This window comes from Streptosporangium sp. NPDC004631 (genome assembly GCF_053601935.1).
Map to the genome: position 1 here is coordinate 19521 of NZ_JBSGCR010000024.1, position 15421 is coordinate 34941.

Below are 15421 nucleotides of genomic sequence, written 5' to 3' on the forward strand. Positions count from 1 at the left end.
AGGGGCTTATCTGATTTTCTGGGATATCACCTGGACCAGATCCACCAGGCGGGGACCCCAGCGAGATGCGATGTCGTCGTTGAGTGCGACGATCCTCTTGTCGCGCACCGCGGAGATTTTCCCCCATCCCGGACGGGCGGCGACGGTCGCGGCGTTCTGCCCGCAACAATTGGTGTCGGCGAGGAAGATGATGTCCGGATTCGCCGCGACGACGTTCTTGACGGAGAGCTTGGGGTAGCCGGACCCCTCGGAGTCGAACTTGTCCGCTATGTTTCTGAGCCCGAACATGGCGTAGATCGATCCAATGAAGGTGTTGGAAGTAGCGGAATAGTAAGTGTTGTCGAGTTCGTGATAGTAACTCCGTACGGTGGCCGCCTTCGTGGTCCGCCGGACGATCTCGTCGATACGTCGCCGCATGGTCGACGCGAGTTTTTCCGCCCCCTCCTCCCGCCCGGTCTCCGCACCTATCTTCTGGATCTGCCGGTAAACGCCTTCGACGTCCTCCGGGGCCGGCTCGATCAGCACCTTGACGCCCTTCGCGGTGAGAGCGGGGCCGACACTGTTCATGCCTGAGGCGGGAGTGCGCTCCGAGAGGATCACTATGCTGGGCCGGTAGCTCAATATCTGATTCAGATCCGGGTTGAGACCGGAGAGCTTTGAATCCCTCCTGTTCCGGACCTCCGGCGGGTAGGTGGAGTGCTCGTCCACACCCACGACCTCGTCCCCCGCGCCGATCTGGAAGAGAATCTCCGTGGCGGAGGGGGAGAGCGAGACAATCTTCTCCGGCTTCGCCGTCGAGCAGCCGCCGACGAGCGAGACGGCCAGAATGACGATGAGCGTGAGAACCGAGGCCGGCCCCCTCTTCAGGGAGGCCGCGCCGTGTGCCGAAAAACCTTCGCCGGGGCCGGCAGGGGGATGGGGGATCATTTTTTCTGCACTCCTCTCTCCGGGGTCCAGGTGAAACCAGGGGGAAGCCTCGTTTCCACGGTTATCCCTTTCGCGGATCTGAGCTGGCCGAGGGTGAGATTCCGTGCGTCTGTCAGGTCTGCGGAAGAGAGATCCGCCTGCACCAGCGTGGCGTCCTTGAAGTTGGCCTCACTGAGGTCCGCGTTATGTAGTATCGCCCCGCTCAAATCGGTTCGGATAAATTTTCCGAGAGGGGCGGAGGCGTCCGACATCGTCGCTCCTCCGAGCTTTGCGTCGGTGAAGTCCGTACCGGGGAAACGGGCGTTCGACAGGATCGCCCCCTGCAGTTGCGCCCGTATAAGTTTCGCTCTTCCGAACCGGGAGTTCGCCATCTTGGCGCCGGTGAGCACGGCGTCCGTCAGGTCGGCCTTGGCAAGCACCGCGCTCTCGATCTCGGCCACGTCGAGGTTCGCTCCCACGAGCACCGCGTTCGGCAGGTTCGCCTCTGTCAGGATCGCCTTCTTGAGCTCGGAGAAGGAGAGGTTCGCCTTTCCGAGGTTCGCCTTCGCGAGGCGGGCGTAGGTCAGGTCCGCGCCTACCAGGTGTGCTTTTCGGAGGTCGACCACTTCCGGCTGATCGCGTATCAGCCGGCGGCCGATCACGCTCAGGGCCGCCTGCGTGTCGAGGCCGGGATGAGTGGGAGATCTCTTCTCCGGCCCGGAGCGAAGCTCCTCCGTTTTGACGCGAACAAAGGCGCACAGTGCTTCGATGACCACCGGTTGATCGCGTTCCGAGTCGCTGGCCACTCGCTCCAGGGTGTATATGCCGCTGAGCCGGACGGTGAGCGCCCGGGAGGAAAGCTGGTTCACCGCCTTGGTGAAACGCTCTGTGATCTGACTGTCCTCCGCCTGTCTCAACTGCTCACGCGCGACTTTCACCGCGTCGGAAGAGGTCTGCACCGACCCTCCGGCGAAGATCAGGGCGCCGGCCGTCGCAAGGCCGCTTATCAGGGATCCGGTTGCGGTGAACCAGTCGAGGAACGCGCTGTGCCGGCGGTTTGACGGTGCGCCCGTCTCGTTTGGTTGAGGGGCGTTGGCGGGTGGCCCGGACTGGACTGCGGAAATGGGGCGGATGCCTGCCGGAGGCGGCTCCATTCTTCCGCGTAGCATCTGCTTAATCCGAGAAAAGACTTTTTGGGGGGCTTTGTCCACATTCTCACCGGGGGGCACCCTAGCGCATAAGATCAATTTATTTCGTTGTCTTTAATACTGACACTTTCGGGAGCGCCTTGCGATGATGTCGAGAGTTTTCTATTTCATTTGAGGTTGTCCGAAAAGGAAGGGCTCCGCTGACGTGCCGGCGTTCCCCTCCGGCGTTCCGGCTGCGGCCGGGGTGTGGACGGAGGTGCCGAGGTCATGTGCCGACGACATGTCATCTCTAGCGGTATGGCCGTTTTTGTTCTGGTCGGCCTGATATCGGCCCCGGGGACTCGGGCTGTGGCGACCTGTGAACGGTCGCCGCCCTCCCCGGCCTCCCCGCGGGAGTGCCGGGCGGCGCGCCCCCGTCCGACCGGTTATTCGACTTCCGGGCCGGGGACCGCGTAGCCCGGGACGGACGGCCAGCGGACGGTGAGCACCACCGATTCCTCTTCGGCGTACCAGGAGTGGTCGACGCCGTGTCCCCAGACCACGTAGTCGCCTTGTTTGGTCAACAGCACGCTGCGTCCCGGGAGCTCCACCCGGAAACGGCCACTGATCAGTATGAGCAGTGCGGTACGTTTCTCGCCGATGACCCATTGCGCCCGCTCATCGCCACGAGGATGCACACCCCATTTGATTTCGACGTCATCGCTGTGCCGGACGTCGTCGGCCGGCTTGAAGTGCCCGAGTAGCCAGCCGCGATCACCGGCCGCGTCCACGTCAGCGCTACCCACGTATACGTTCTCCGTCACGAATCGTGACATTAACACGGTGTCCATCCGACCTCATCGCCTTCGCTCAGGAGGTACGGCGCCTCGGGTGACATGCCCTGTGGAGGTGGATGTGCCGTGGTGAGAACCATCTCCCGCCCTTGCGGTTCCCTGTCGGGATCAGTCAAGATCTTGCCCGTTGCGACGCGAAAGGCGGGGATTCACGTGAAACGTCTGTCTCTGGTGCTCGCGGTTGTGGTGGCGGGGGCGCTCGTTCCGGGAAAGCTGCAGACGGGGGTCGGGGTCACCGGGGTCGATGTCAGCAACTGGACGGGAGAGGTCGACTGGGCGGCCGTCTCCGGAGACGGCGCCGCGTTCGCCTTCGTGCACGCCTCCGAGGGGCTGAACTACCGCAACCCTCTCTTCGCCGTCCAGTACGGCGGGGCCGCCGAGGCGGGGATGATCCGGGGCGCCTACCACTTCGCCCAGCCCCATGAGTCGGGCGGCGCGGAGCAGGCCGACTTCTTCGTCGACAACGGCGGCGGCTGGACCGCGGACGGCCAGACCCTGCCGGGCGTGCTGGACGTGGAGAACAACCCCTACCGGAACAGGAACGGGCTCAACCACTGCTACGGCCTGAACCGGCGGCAGACCATCGCCTGGGTGACCGATTTCACCCGGCGGTACCGGCTGCGGACGGGACGGGACGCGATCATCTACACCACCACGGACTGGTGGCGGACCTGTACCGGAAACTCGGCGGTCTTCGGCGGCAATCCCCTCTGGCTGGCGCGGTGGGGGGACGAGCCGGGCGAGCTTCCGGCCGGCTGGCCGCGGCAGAGCTTCTGGCAGTCCGCCGACAAGGGGGAGCTCCCCGGCGGGCAGAACAGCTTCAACGGCACCCTGCCGCAGCTCAAGATGCTCGCCCAGCCACCTCCGGAGATCGCCGCCGCGGGGAGGGCGGCAGGGAACACCTACGTCCTGACGGTCCTCAACACCGGGAAGGACCCCGCCACCGGGGTCACCGTGACCGGCCGGGTCTTCGGCGGGCAGAGAATCGTCAAGGCCGGGCCGTGGTGCCGGTTCAGCGGTACGGCGGTGCGGTGCACGATCGCGAGGCTGGCCTCGGGGGAGCGGCTCAGGCTGAGGTTCGTCACCAAGCCCGTCAGGCCCGCCAAGCCCGCCAAGGCGGGTAAACCGAGTAAGCCGGGTAAGCCGGTCAGGTCATACCGTACGCGAGGTCTGACGATCAAAATCGGTACAGTGAACCTCACTATGATCCCTAAATCACGATAAATCCCCTTAACACCCCTAAAGTCGTACACTGCCGGGCAGTGCCGGGCAGGGCCCGCCGAGGAGGGGCCTGGGCGCGTGAGACGCCACTGTTCGGGGTGGCCGGTGTGATCGAGGCTCCGGCCGACGGCCTGTGTGCTCCAGGTCAGCCGAGCCGGATGACGCCCTTGGAGACCTTGATCTTCCGGCGGGACAGGGCGCCGGTGGCCGGCCCCTTCACCACCGAGCCTTCGGAGATGCGGAACCTGCTGCCGTGACAGGGGCAGTTGACGGTGCCGCCGCTGACGGTGGCGACCGTACAGCCCTGGTGGGTGCAGACGGCGCTGAAGGCTCGGAAGGAGCCCCGGGTGGGCTGGGTGACCACCCACCTGCCCTTGATGATCTTTCCTCCGCCGACGGGGATGCTGCCGGTCCTGGCGAGTACGGTGGCCGCGGCCTCCTGGGCGGCCTCCGCCGGGCGTATCCACGCGGCGGCGGAGGCCATCAGGCGGCGCAGTCGCCCGGCCGACCGCCGGCCGGGTCAGGGCGGCGACCAGCAGGAGCAGCCCCGGGACGCCGGGCGGCAGCCCGTCCAACGGGAAGGACGGGAGAACACGAAGGTGCGGCCCGCGCCGGACGGCGCGGGCCGCACCTTCGACAGGTCGGGACAGACCTGTGAGCAGGTCAGGACAGCTTCTTGGAAGCCTGGTCCGCCCGGTGCTCTGCCTTGCGGCCCATCTGGTCGGCCTTGGAGTCGATCTTCGACTTGGCCTCGTCCGTCACGTCGGAGACCTTCTCCGCGCCGGCCCGCGCCTTCTCCGCCGCCCACTGCGACGCGTCGGACGCGTTCTCCTTCATCGCCTCGGTCCACTGGTCGGCGTTCTTGCGGTACAGCGCGAAGCCGACCGCGCCGATCGCGATCCCGGTGAACAGCAGGAGCATCGGCCATTTCCGGGATCTGGCTCGCGGCGTGGGATCGATCTTGCTGGCCGCCTGTGACAGCAGCGCGCTCACCTTCGGCGCGATCTGCTCCTCGACCGAATGGGCGGCGGCGTCCAGCTTGGGCGCCGCCCACTCCCGGGCGATGAAGAGCCGGTCACCAGCCGTGCCACGGGCCTGGTGGGCCACTTCGCGGGCCTGTCCGGCCATCGGGCCGACCCGCTCGGAGGCGAGATCGGCGGCACGGGCGACCTGAGCCCTCATGTGGCTCAGCCGTGTGTCCGGAACCACAATCACGTGGCGCTTTCTAAATAGTGCAAGAGGCACGTTAACCTCCCCAGTCGTCGGGGCCCCGTTGCCACCCCTTCCCGCTCGAAGGCGGCTCAATCATTACCGGTCGTGGGAGGATGCTAGGTGGACCGGCTACGGCCGCAGCCATCAGAACACTATGAAACAGCACGTTGCAGAGGCTTTAGCCAGCGACCTGAAGGGGGAGCCCGATCGTGGCTGAGAAGTTGATCGCCAACCTGAACACCAATCGCGGTAGCGTGAAGATACAGCTCTTTCCGGATCATGCGCCCAAGACCGTGCGCAACTTCGTCGAGCTCGCCGAGGGGACGCGCGAGTGGGTGCACCCGGAGACGGGGGAGAAGACCACCGCCAGGCTCTACGACGGCACGGTCTTCCACCGGGTCATCGACAACTTCATGATCCAGGGCGGTGACCCGCTGGGGCAGGGCATCGGCGGCCCCGGTTACAAGTTCGACGACGAGATCCACCCGGAGCTGTACTTCAACCGTCCGTACCTGTTCGCCATGGCCAACGCCGGCATCCAGGGCGGCCGTGGCACCAACGGCTCGCAGTTCTTCATCACCGTGGTGCCCACGCCGCACCTGAACGGCAAGCACACCATCTTCGGGGAGGTCGTCGAGGGCCAGGACGTCATCGACGCCATCGCCAAGACCGACACCGACGCCCGTGACCGCCCCACCGACCCCGTCGTCCTGGAGTCGGTCACCATCGAGCGCGTCCAGGGCTGATCGTTTCGGGCGGTGACCTCAGCGCGGAGGTCGCCGCCCGAGCGTGCCGTGCCGTACCCCAACCTCGGCTCACCGGCGCGAATGCTCAGGATCATGAATAGGCTGGCAGTCTGTGGATAACAGCACGGTCGAAGGGGCCAGCGACACGCCATGACCACTCAGCCACCCAGCGAGTCCGAAACCGCCGCCGTTCCCACGTGTTACCGGCACCCGGGTCGTGAGACCTACGTGCGCTGCCAGCGCTGTGAGCGGCCCATCTGTCCCGACTGCATGCGTGACGCCTCGGTCGGCTTCCAGTGCCCCGAGTGCGTGGCCCAGGGCAACAGGACGGTACGGCGGGCACAGGCGGTCTTCGGCGGCCGGGCGGTCACCACGCCCCGGGTCACCTGGGCCCTGCTGATCGTCAACATCCTGGCCTACGGCGCGGAGATCCTCAGCCCCGCCAGGGTGCTGGGCTACTTCATGATGGACTCCGGCTCGGTCGCCGTCGGCGAGTGGTGGCGCCTGATCAGCGGCGCCTTCCTGCACGCGCCGCCGGGCGGCAGTTTCTCGATCACCCACATCATCTTCAACATGTGGGCGCTGTACGCCATCGGCCCGGAGCTGGAGCGACGTCTCGGCTCCTCGCGCTTCCTGGCGCTCTATCTGCTCTCCGCGCTCGGCGGGTCCGTCGCGGTCTACCTGTTCGGCATCAACGCGGTGGGGGCCTCGGGAGCGATCTACGGTCTGTTCGGCGGGCTCTTCGTCGTCGCCAGGAAGCTGGGCTACGACGCCCGGGGCGTGCTCTGGCTGATCGGCATCAACGCGGTGCTCACCTTCGTGGTCCCCGGCATCAGCTGGCAGGGCCACCTGGGCGGTCTGCTGACCGGTGCCGTGGTCGCGGGGATCTTCGCCTACGCCCCGCCGAAGAACCGCGACGCGGTTCAGTGGGGAGGCTGCGTGGCGCTGCTCGTGGTGCTCGTCGCGCTGGTGGCGCTGCTGCCGCCGTTCGCCTACCAGGCCTATCTCATGACCCGGGGCTGATCCACACCCTGATGCTTCCCCAGGGTGTGGATAAACGCTGTGGAAAAGCTAGCGCCAGCGGGTGGACAGCACCACGCCGAAGATGATGAAGACGAACCCGACCAGCAGGTTCCAGTTGTGCAGGGAGACGATACCGGGCGCGGTGGGTGCGATGTAGTAGACGGCGATCCATAGGATCCCGACGATCCAGGAGGTCACCATGACCGGCGCCAGCCAGCGGGGGCTCATCTTGACCTGCTGGGACGTCTGCGGCGGCGTGTAAACCGCCTTCTTACGAGTCTTGGACTTGGGCACTGGGTTCTCCTGCGTCAACCCTGCGCGATCCGGATCGTGCGCAGGCCATGTCAGCTAGCGTAATCGCTGGTGAGCGAAGACCCGAGTAAGAATAGTCGGCACACCCCGGACATGGCGATCCCATAGGGGGCCATCACAGGGCAAACCTTGGATCAACGCCGCGATCCCTACCGGGGTGGAATGATTCATCGTCATTACCTTGAACCCATGAGAGCCGCGCTGAGAGCTTTCGGGGAGCTGGGCGTCACAGCGGGGGTGATCCTCCTGTTCTTCTGCGCCTACCTGCTCTGGGGGACCGGCTCCTACACGGCGCGGCAGCAGACGTTGCTCCGCGAACAGCTCCTCGTCGACCGTGAGCGGCCCCTCACCGAGCAGAGGCAGGGTCCGGCGGGGCCCGGCAGGGTCCGGCTGGGCGGGGCCCTGGCGCTGCTCAGGATCCCCAGGCTCGGCGCCGACTACCAGTACGCCATCGTGGAGGGTGTCGGCCGGGAGCAGCTCAGGATGGGGCCCGGTCACTACCCCGGCACCGCCATGCCTGGAAAAATAGGAAATTTCGTGCTGTCTGGGCATCGGACCACCTACGCGGCGCCCTTCAACCGCATCGACGAGCTCCGCCGGGGCGACGAGATCGTGATCGAGGCCCGCGAGGCCCGCTACACCTACCGGGTCACCGGCACGCGCGCCGTCGACCCCACCGAGCTGGACGTGGTCGCCCCCGTCCCCGGACAGCCCGGCCGCATGCCCACCGACGCCTGGATCACGCTGTCCACCTGCCATCCGGAGTACTCGGCCGCCCAGCGGCTCATCGTCTCCGGCGAGCTGGCGAAACGCGAGGAGCGTGGCCAATGAGGACGAGGAGTTCCACCATGTACGGCTGGATCTGGCGGCTGCTTCCCGGTTCCCTCGCGGTCAGGGTTTTCGTCGCGCTGGTACTGGCCGGGCTGGCGGCGGCCGTACTCTGGTATGTCGTGTTCCCTTGGCTCGAACCCCGCGTCCCACTCGACCACGTCACCGTGACCCGATAGGTGACCCGGCAGGTGGCTCGATGAGAGTGGCCCGATGACCCGCGTCCTCGTCGTGGACAACCACGACAGCTTTGTCCACACCATCGTTCAGTATCTCCGTGAGCTGGGCGCCGCCTGTGACGTCCGCGATCGGGACCACGTCGTGGTCGGGGACACCGCCGGCTTCGACGGGGTCCTGATCAGCCCGGGGCCCGGCAGCCCGGAGGACGCCGGGGTGAGCCTCCCGCTCGTCGGCCACTGCGAGGTCCTCGGCCTGCCGCTGCTCGGCGTCTGCCTCGGCCACCAGGCCATCGCGGTCGCCCACGGTGCCACCGTGGCCCGGGCCCCCGAGCTGATGCACGGCCGTACCAGCCCGATCACCCACGATGGGCGCGGCGTCTTCGCCGGCGTGCCGTCCCCGGTGACCATGACGCGTTACCACTCGCTGGCGGTCATGCCCGAGACGGTTCCGGAGACTCTCCAGGTCACAGCGGTCAGCGACGATGGTGTGATCATGGGACTGCGGCACCGCACCGCGCCGGTGGAGGGCGTGCAGTTCCACCCCGAATCGGTGATCTCCGAACACGGCCGCCTGCTGCTCGGAAACTGGCTTGCCGGAATCGTGTAACGCCACCGCCGTCCTGGACGACTAACCAGTGAGCCCTTCCGCCACCGCCCCCGAGTGGCGGAGGGGCTCATCGCCGTGCCGTCCGCGCGGCCCCGGAGCGGAGAGCCGCGCGAGAGCCCCGGTGACCGGCGGTGGAGAGCCTGGAAAACGAGGAGGACCCCCACCCGTCCGGTGGGGGTCCTCCTCGTCGGGTCGGTGGCGCTCAGCCCATTTCGCCGTCACCGGGCGGGTTGTCGACGATCGGGCCGTCGGTCTCCGTCGGCTCCGGCTCGGGCTCCTCGGTGGCCGTCGGCTCCTCGGTCGGGTACGTCGGCTCCTCGGTCGGCTGCTGAGGCCGTCCGCTGGAGACGGTCAGAGTGATCGTGGTGTTCGGCTGGACCCTGGCACCCGCCCCCGGCGTCTGGTTGAGGACGATGCCCACCGGCATGTCGCTCTCCTGCTTGACGACGTTGGTCCTGAAACCCGCCTCCCGGAGCCTCTTCATGGCGTCCTGCACCGTGAGGTTGACCACACTCGGCACCTCCAGGGCCTCCGTGGGAATGTAGATCCGGACCGTACTGTCCTTGGCGGCCTTCCTGCCGGCGGCGGGATCGGTCTGGAACACCTTGCCCTGCGGGCCGCCGGACGGCTTGGTCTGCACGCTCACGTTGAAGCCCCGCTCCTTGAGCGCGGCGGTGGCCTCCTCCACGCTCATGTTGAGCACATTGGGCACCTCGACCTTCTCCGCGCCCTTGGAGACCTTGAGCGTGACCTCGCTCTTCTGCGGGACCTCGGTGCCGGCCGCCGGGTCGGTGTCGATCACCGTGTCCTTCGGCAGCTTTTCGTCGAACACCTCGACGATCTTGACCGTCAGTTTGAGGTCCTCAAGCGCCTTGGTCGCCGAGGCCACGGTCTGGGTGGCCAGCGAGGGGATCTTCACCTTCTCCCCGGCCGAGGTGTCGCCGGGTGAGCTCAGGAACATGTAGCCCACGCCGATGAAGGCGCCGATGATCAGAAGCGGGACCAGGATCCACGCGGCGGTCTTGACCGCGGTGTTGCCGTTCTGCTGCCGGCGACGGCCGCGCTCGCCCCGTCCGCCCTCCTGCCCGCCGTACTCGTAGGCGGGGACGGCGGTGGTGCGCTGGGTGGCCGGGCCGCCGGCGGCGTCCTGCTGCTGCATGGTGCGGGTGGCCGCGCCGTAGTTGTTGGCCAGCGCCATCGTCTGGGCGTCCATCGGCATGCCGGACATCGCCCGCTGGATGTCGGCCCGCATCTCCCCGGCGTTCTGGTAGCGGTGCGCCGGGTCCTTGGCCATCGCCTTGAGCACGATGGCGTCGGCCCACTTGGGAATGTCGGGGTCGATCTGTGACGGCGGGATCGGGTCCTCGCGCACGTGCTGGTAGGCGATCGCGACGGGGGAGTCGCCGGTGAACGGCGGCTGCCCGGTCAGCAGCTCGTACAGCACGCAGCCGGTGGAGTAGATGTCGCTGCGGGCGTCCACCCGCTCGCCCCTGGCCTGCTCCGGAGAGAGGTACTGGGCGGTGCCGATCACCTGGGCGGTCTGTGTCATGGTCGCGGCCGAGTCGGCCATCGCGCGGGCGATGCCGAAGTCCATGACCTTCACGTCGCCGTTGCGAGTGATCATGATGTTCGCCGGTTTGATGTCCCGGTGGACGATGCCGCCGCGGTGGCTGTAGTCCAGCGCCCGCAGGATCCCGTCGACCAGCTCGGCCGCGCGCTCGGGCAGCAGCCGCCGGTCGGCGCGGAGCAGATCGCGCAGTGTGCGGCCGTCGACGTACTCCATCACGATGTACGGCACCGGCGCGCTCTCCGCCGTGTCCTCGCCCGTGTCGTAGACGGCGACGATGGACGGATGGTTCAGTGACGCGGCGGACTGCGCCTCTCGACGGAAACGGGCCTGGAAGATGTGATCCCTTGCCAGGTCCGCGCGGAGGGTCTTGATGGCGACGATCCGATCCAGCCGGATGTCTCGGGCGCGATAGACCTCGGCCATGCCGCCACGCCCGACGACGCCGTCAAGCTCGTAGCGATCGCCGAGGCGTCGGGGCTGAGTCATTTCCTGCACTGTCCCTTACCGTTCATCTTGGGTGCCGGTGAGCTCTTGGGCCACCGGTGTCCATCATCGACCCCTTGCCGCATCACGTCTCCTCGTTCGGCTGGTCCGTGTCGCCGGATGAGGGAGTGGTGCTCGGCGTGAGGCTGGGTGTCGCCGACGGGGTGGTGGGCGTCGGGGTCGGAGTGGACGGACTGGGGCTGGGGCTGGGCGATGGCGACTTCGTCGGCTGGGCGCTGGGCGTGGCCGATGTGCTTACCGTAGCCGACGGCGTGGGCGTAGGGCGGAGTGACTTCGTCGGTGAGACAGGTGGTCTGGTCGTCACCGGCTTGGGCCGGCTCGGCCGGGCCGAGGGGGTCCTGCCGGCCGGGCTCGCCGGGGTGACCGGTTCCCCCTGCCCGATGTCGCCGGTGCGGTCCGCCAGGTTCTGGAGCACCAGTGTGCCCAGGCTGAGGGTGGCGGCGCACCCCGCGACCGCGGCGACGATCACCGTCGTCCGGCGGAGCCCCCGGCGCCGCGTGGCTCCCCGTACGGTTTCCGCCGATGCCGATGCCGATGCCGGGACCGGGGACATCGGGGTGATCGGGGAGGGGGCCCGGCCCGGCTCCCCGGGCACCGCCAGGACCGGGGCGATCTCCGCGGGCCACTGGACCGCGGGCTCCGCCCGCCACCCCGCGGGGTCGGTGAGCATGGCCAGGTCGGCGGCGGCCGCCGTGGTGAGGGAGGCGCGCAGCGCGTACGCCCGCGCCGACAGCTCCCCGGCGCCGCCCGGCCGTAGCCCGGGATCCTTGGACAGGCACGCCATGACCAGATCGCGCACCGGTCGCGGTACGTCCTCGGGCAGCGGCGGCGGGACGTCGCCGATGTGCATGAGCGCGATCGCCACCTGCGTCTCGGCCCTGAACGGCGGGCGCCCGGCAAGGCACTCGTAGGCCACAACGCCGAGGGAGTAGATGTCGGTCGCGAAGGTCAGCCGCTCCCCGGAGGCCTGCTCAGGACTGAGGTACTGGGCGGTGCCGAGCAGGACGCCCGTCTGGGTCACCGGCGCGGCCTCCAGCGCCCTGGCGATACCGAAGTCTGTGATCTTGATCACACCGGCCTCGGTGACGAGCAGGTTGCCCGGCTTGATGTCCCGGTGGATGATCCCCGAACCGTGCGCGGCCCGCAGACCTCTGGCGGTCTGGTGGATCACGTCGAGGGTCACCTCGGCGCCCAGCCTGCCGTCGCGGGCCAGGATGCTCGCCAGCGACTCGCCGGGAACCAGCTCCATCACCAGGTAGGCGACGCCGTCGGCCTCGCCGTAGTCGAAGACCTGGGCGATGCCGGGGTCCGCGAGTCCCGCCGCGATCCTGGCCTCCATCCGGAACCGGTCGCGGAAGGCCGGATCGGCCGCCACATGCCGGCGCAGCAGCTTGACCGCCACCTCGCGGCCGAGCAGCTCGTCCCGGGCCCGCCAGACCTCACCCATACCGCCCGTCGCGATCCGCCCCAGCGGGCGGTATCGGCCTCCGAGCAGGGCGGTCATCTGCCCAGCACCGCTTCCATCACGCTCTTGGCGATGGGGGCGGCGGTGTGACCGCCGGAGGCGTCGTCCCCGGCGCTGCCGGACTCGACGATGAGCGCGAGAGCGACCTTGGGGTCGTCGGCGGGGGCGAAGGAGATGAACCACGCGTGCGGAGCCCTGCCCTGGGCGGTCTCGGCGGTGCCGGTCTTGCCGCCGACGGACACCCCCGGGATCTGCGCCGCGCTCGCGGTGCCGTTGTTGACGACGTTGACCATCATCTCCTGGAGCTTGCGCGCGCTGTCCTCGCTCATCGCGGTGGAGAGCTCGGTGGGGTCGGCGCCGTCGATCTCGCCGCCCTCCGCGTCCGCGATCCTGTTCACCAGGTACGGCTTCATGACCACGCCGTTGTTGGCGATGCCCGCGGCGATCATGGCCATCTGCAGCGGTGTCATCTGGTTGCTGCGCTGCCCGATCGACGCCTGGGCGAGCGCGGCCTCGTCCTCGCGGGGGCCGAAGTCGCTGGCCGAGACCGACATCGGGATCTCCAGCGCGTCACCGCCGATGCCGAACTTCTCGGCCTGGTCGTGCACGGCGTCGTAGCCCAGCTGCATGGCGATCTTGCCGAACGGGGTGTTGCACGACTTCTCCAGCGCGAACGACAGCGTCACCCGGCCGGAACCGCACGCCGCGCCACCGTAGTTGGGCAGGTCGGCGGTGGTGTTGGGCAGGTCGAGCACCTGAGGGGCGTCCACCTCGGTCTGCGGGCCGACGGTGTCGTCGCTCTCCAGATAGGCCGCCATGGTGACCACCTTGAAGGTCGACCCCGGAGGGTAGGTCCGTTCGATCGCCCGGTTCACCAGCGGCCGGTCCTCGTCCTTGTCGAGTTTACGGTACGCCTTGTTGACGTCTTCCTTGCTCGGCTTGGAGAGCGGGTTGGGGTCGTAGGTGGGGATCGAGACCATCGCGAGGATCGCCCCGGTCTTCGGCTCGATCGCGACCAGCGCGCCCTTCTTGCCACTGGCGCCCAGCGCCCGGTAGGCGGCCTCCTGCGCCCTGGGGTTGATCGTCAGGTCGACGTTGGCGCCCTTGGACCGCTTGGCGGTGAACAGGTCGATGCTGCGCCGGATCAGCAGGTCGGCGCTGGTCCCGTTGAGCAGGCGGTTCTCCGCCCGCTCCATGTCGCGCTCGCTCTCCGGCGCGAAGAACCCGGTGACGGGCGCGTAGATCTTGCCCTCGGGATACCGCCGCTGGAAACGGAACTTGTTGTCGCCGGTGTCGACCGACTCGGCGAGCACCTTGTTGCCCGCGGTGATCCGGCCGCGCTCGATCTCGTAGCGGGCGAAGAAGTTGCGGGTGTTGCGCGAGTCGGAGCGGAGGTCCTCCGCCCGTACGGCCTGCAGGTAGTTCACGTTGATCATGAGCAGGCCGAACATGAGCAGGCAGGCGAGGGCCGCGCGCTTGAGGGGACCGTTCATCGCTGGAACACCTGTGTCATTCCTTCGTCCTGGATGGCCTGGGGCGGCGGCTTTCTGGCCGCATCCGACATCCGTACCAGCAGCGCGATAAGGATCCAGTTAGCCAGCAGCGCCGAACCGCCCTGGGACATGAACGGGGTGACCAGGCCGGTCAGCGGGATCAGGTTCGTGACGCCGCCGACGATGATGAAGACCTGCCAGGCCAGGATGAACGACAGGCCGCCCGCCAGCAGCTTGGAGAACGGGTCGCGGGCCGCGATCGAGGTGCGCAGGCCGCGCTCCACCAGCAGGGCGTAGACCATCAGCAGGGCCATCAGCCCGGTCAGGCCGAGCTCCTCGCCGGTGGCGGCGAAGATGAAGTCGGAGAAGGCCAGCGGGATCAGCTCGGGGTGCCCCTGGCCGAGGCCGGTGCCGAGCACGCCGCCCTGTCCCATGCCGAACAGGCCCTGCAGGAGCTGGTAGCTGCCGCCGGGTTTGTCATAGAGGAGGGGGTCCTCGGGGTTCAGGTAGACCGTGAAGCGGTCCTGCACGTGGGTGAAGACCATCCCGGCCAGGATCGCGCCGCCGACGAAGAGCAGGATGCCGATCAGCACCCACGAGGTGCGCTGGGTGGCGATGTAGAGCATCGCGATGAACGTGCCGAAGATCAGCAGCGAGGAGCCGAGGTCCTTCTGCAGGACCAGCACGCCCAGGCTGAAACCCCAGGTGATGAGGACCGGGCCGAGGTCGCGGGCGCGGGGCAGATCGATGAAGAGCAGCCGCCGCCCCGCCAGGGCCAGCACGTCGCGCTTGGCGACGAGGTAACCGGCGAAGAAGACGACCAGCGCGAGCTTGGCGAACTCGGCCGGTTGGAGGGTGGCGCCGCCCACCCCGATCCAGATGCGGGCGCCGTTGATCTCCTTGCCGAGGAACGGCAGCAGCGGCGAGATCAGCAGGGCCAGGCCGACCGCGCCGGCGGTGTAGGTCAGACGCTGCAGCGCGCGGTGGTCGCGCAGCACGATCAGCGTCACGGAGAACAGCACGACCCCGACCCCGGTCCACAGCAGCTGGTTGCTGGCCGACGCCCCCGGCAGGGGGGCCGACTCCAGCCGGTAGATGACCACCAGCCCGAGGCCGTTGACGAGGGTGACCAGCGGCAGGATCAGCGGGTCCGCCCAGGGGGCGAACCTCGCCAGCACCAGGTAGGCGGCCAGCATGAGCCCGCCCAGGCCGAGGCCGTAGGTGAGCATGCCCGCGGGGACCTGTTTGTCGATCGCCAGCCCCACGTTGGCGTACGCGCCCATGACGATCACGACCGCGAAGGCGAGCATCGCCAACTGGGCCACCCGCCGTTTGGCGGGCAGGGGGACGGGCTCGGCGCTTGGGGTGCTCATG

General features: G+C 68.0%; 16 protein-coding genes. 6 read left to right on the top strand and 10 right to left on the bottom strand.

The features are described from left to right. Positions 1-6 precede the first annotated feature (6 nt). The 3 genes from ACWEF2_RS22440 to ACWEF2_RS22450 form a co-directional block, all read right to left on the bottom strand. Positions 7-927 (bottom strand): ABC transporter substrate-binding protein, encoded by a 921-nt coding sequence (locus tag ACWEF2_RS22440; RefSeq protein ID WP_453818065.1) that lies wholly within the window; start codon positions 925-927, stop codon positions 7-9. Next, positions 924-2117 carry a pentapeptide repeat-containing protein gene (locus ACWEF2_RS22445; protein ID WP_453818067.1) on the bottom strand — a complete coding sequence of 398 codons (1194 nt, stop codon included), beginning with the start codon at positions 2115-2117 and terminating at the stop codon, positions 924-926. Before ACWEF2_RS22445 ends, ACWEF2_RS22440 begins: the two co-directional genes overlap by 4 nt. A 362-nt stretch (positions 2118-2479) precedes the next feature. Further along, complete coding sequence (locus ACWEF2_RS22450) at positions 2480-2884, bottom strand: signal peptidase I (protein WP_453818069.1); 405 nt, start codon at positions 2882-2884, stop codon at positions 2480-2482. Between the two features lie 156 nt (positions 2885-3040). Here ACWEF2_RS22450 and ACWEF2_RS22455 point away from each other — a divergent pair, with 156 nt between their 5' ends. Beyond that, positions 3041-4111 (top strand): GH25 family lysozyme, encoded by a 1071-nt coding sequence (locus ACWEF2_RS22455; RefSeq protein ID WP_453818071.1) that lies wholly within the window; start codon positions 3041-3043, stop codon positions 4109-4111. Between the two features lie 142 nt (positions 4112-4253). On the opposite strand, the gene ACWEF2_RS22460 is transcribed toward ACWEF2_RS22455, so the two are convergent. Both ACWEF2_RS22460 and ACWEF2_RS22465 read right to left on the bottom strand, forming a co-directional pair. Beyond that, positions 4254-4592: a Rieske (2Fe-2S) protein gene (locus ACWEF2_RS22460; protein WP_453818073.1), complete on the bottom strand. Its 339-nt coding sequence runs from the start codon at positions 4590-4592 to the stop codon at positions 4254-4256. 179 nt (positions 4593-4771) lie between these two features. Next, positions 4772-5290, bottom strand: coding sequence for a hypothetical protein (locus ACWEF2_RS22465; protein WP_453818075.1), 519 nt, complete (start codon positions 5288-5290; stop codon positions 4772-4774). Between the two features lie 239 nt (positions 5291-5529). On the opposite strand from ACWEF2_RS22465, the gene ACWEF2_RS22470 reads away from it, so the two are divergent. After that, a complete protein-coding gene (locus tag ACWEF2_RS22470) occupies positions 5530-6066 on the top strand; it encodes a peptidylprolyl isomerase (protein WP_453818077.1) in 537 nt (178 codons plus the stop codon). A 150-nt stretch (positions 6067-6216) separates the two neighbouring features. Next, positions 6217-7089 carry a rhomboid family intramembrane serine protease gene (locus ACWEF2_RS22475; RefSeq protein ID WP_355598854.1) on the top strand — a complete coding sequence of 291 codons (873 nt, stop codon included), beginning with the start codon at positions 6217-6219 and terminating at the stop codon, positions 7087-7089. 48 nt (positions 7090-7137) lie between these two features. On the opposite strand, the gene ACWEF2_RS22480 is transcribed toward ACWEF2_RS22475, so the two are convergent. Further along, complete coding sequence (locus ACWEF2_RS22480) at positions 7138-7383, bottom strand: cell division protein CrgA (RefSeq protein ID WP_453818080.1); 246 nt, start codon at positions 7381-7383, stop codon at positions 7138-7140. A 207-nt stretch (positions 7384-7590) separates the two neighbouring features. On the opposite strand from ACWEF2_RS22480, the gene ACWEF2_RS22485 reads away from it, so the two are divergent. The 3 genes from ACWEF2_RS22485 to ACWEF2_RS22495 are packed head-to-tail and all read left to right on the top strand — an operon-like array spanning position 7591 to position 9015. Next, positions 7591-8232 (top strand): class E sortase, encoded by a 642-nt coding sequence (locus ACWEF2_RS22485; RefSeq protein WP_453818082.1) that lies wholly within the window; start codon positions 7591-7593, stop codon positions 8230-8232. After that, entirely contained in the window at positions 8229-8408 is a 180-nt protein-coding gene (locus ACWEF2_RS22490) for a hypothetical protein (RefSeq protein ID WP_355598851.1), read from the top strand. Before ACWEF2_RS22485 ends, ACWEF2_RS22490 begins: the two co-directional genes overlap by 4 nt. 34 nt (positions 8409-8442) lie before the next feature. Further along, entirely contained in the window at positions 8443-9015 is a 573-nt protein-coding gene (locus tag ACWEF2_RS22495) for an anthranilate synthase component II (protein ID WP_453818085.1), read from the top strand. 202 nt (positions 9016-9217) lie between these two features. Here ACWEF2_RS22495 and pknB read toward each other — a convergent pair whose 3' ends face one another. The 4 genes from pknB to ACWEF2_RS22515 form a co-directional block, all read right to left on the bottom strand. Next, a complete protein-coding gene (gene pknB, locus ACWEF2_RS22500) occupies positions 9218-11071 on the bottom strand; it encodes a Stk1 family PASTA domain-containing Ser/Thr kinase (RefSeq protein ID WP_453818087.1) in 1854 nt (617 codons plus the stop codon). Between the two features lie 82 nt (positions 11072-11153). Further along, positions 11154-12593, bottom strand: a complete 1440-nt coding sequence (locus tag ACWEF2_RS22505; RefSeq protein ID WP_453818089.1) for a protein kinase domain-containing protein — start codon at positions 12591-12593, stop codon at positions 11154-11156. Then, positions 12590-14047 (bottom strand): peptidoglycan D,D-transpeptidase FtsI family protein, encoded by a 1458-nt coding sequence (locus ACWEF2_RS22510; protein WP_453818091.1) that lies wholly within the window; start codon positions 14045-14047, stop codon positions 12590-12592. The genes ACWEF2_RS22505 and ACWEF2_RS22510 overlap by 4 nt, the downstream gene beginning before the upstream one ends. Further along, the gene (locus ACWEF2_RS22515; RefSeq protein WP_453818093.1) at positions 14044-15420 is read right to left on the bottom strand and encodes an FtsW/RodA/SpoVE family cell cycle protein; all 1377 of its coding nucleotides are present in this window, start codon (positions 15418-15420) and stop codon (positions 14044-14046) included. The genes ACWEF2_RS22510 and ACWEF2_RS22515 overlap by 4 nt, the downstream gene beginning before the upstream one ends. Position 15421 lies beyond the last annotated feature (1 nt).

What these genes read in the sequence shown, in the direction of transcription:
- ACWEF2_RS22490 (WP_355598851.1), top strand. Translation starts at nt 8,229, where the DNA reads ATGAGGACGAGGAGTTCCACCATGTACGGCTGGATCTGGCGGCTGCTT.
- ACWEF2_RS22510 (WP_453818091.1), bottom strand. Translation starts at nt 14,047, where the DNA reads ATGAACGGTCCCCTCAAGCGCGCGGCCCTCGCCTGCCTGCTCATGTTC.
- pknB (WP_453818087.1), bottom strand. Translation starts at nt 11,071, where the DNA reads ATGACTCAGCCCCGACGCCTCGGCGATCGCTACGAGCTTGACGGCGTC.
- ACWEF2_RS22505 (WP_453818089.1), bottom strand. Translation starts at nt 12,593, where the DNA reads ATGACCGCCCTGCTCGGAGGCCGATACCGCCCGCTGGGGCGGATCGCG.
- ACWEF2_RS22475 (WP_355598854.1), top strand. Translation starts at nt 6,217, where the DNA reads ATGACCACTCAGCCACCCAGCGAGTCCGAAACCGCCGCCGTTCCCACG.
- ACWEF2_RS22515 (WP_453818093.1), bottom strand. Translation starts at nt 15,420, where the DNA reads ATGAGCACCCCAAGCGCCGAGCCCGTCCCCCTGCCCGCCAAACGGCGG.
- ACWEF2_RS22440 (WP_453818065.1), bottom strand. Translation starts at nt 927, where the DNA reads ATGATCCCCCATCCCCCTGCCGGCCCCGGCGAAGGTTTTTCGGCACAC.
- ACWEF2_RS22450 (WP_453818069.1), bottom strand. Translation starts at nt 2,884, where the DNA reads ATGGACACCGTGTTAATGTCACGATTCGTGACGGAGAACGTATACGTG.
- ACWEF2_RS22485 (WP_453818082.1), top strand. Translation starts at nt 7,591, where the DNA reads ATGAGAGCCGCGCTGAGAGCTTTCGGGGAGCTGGGCGTCACAGCGGGG.
- ACWEF2_RS22465 (WP_453818075.1), bottom strand. Translation starts at nt 5,290, where the DNA reads ATGAGGGCTCAGGTCGCCCGTGCCGCCGATCTCGCCTCCGAGCGGGTC.
- ACWEF2_RS22460 (WP_453818073.1), bottom strand. Translation starts at nt 4,592, where the DNA reads ATGGCCTCCGCCGCCGCGTGGATACGCCCGGCGGAGGCCGCCCAGGAG.
- ACWEF2_RS22495 (WP_453818085.1), top strand. Translation starts at nt 8,443, where the DNA reads ATGACCCGCGTCCTCGTCGTGGACAACCACGACAGCTTTGTCCACACC.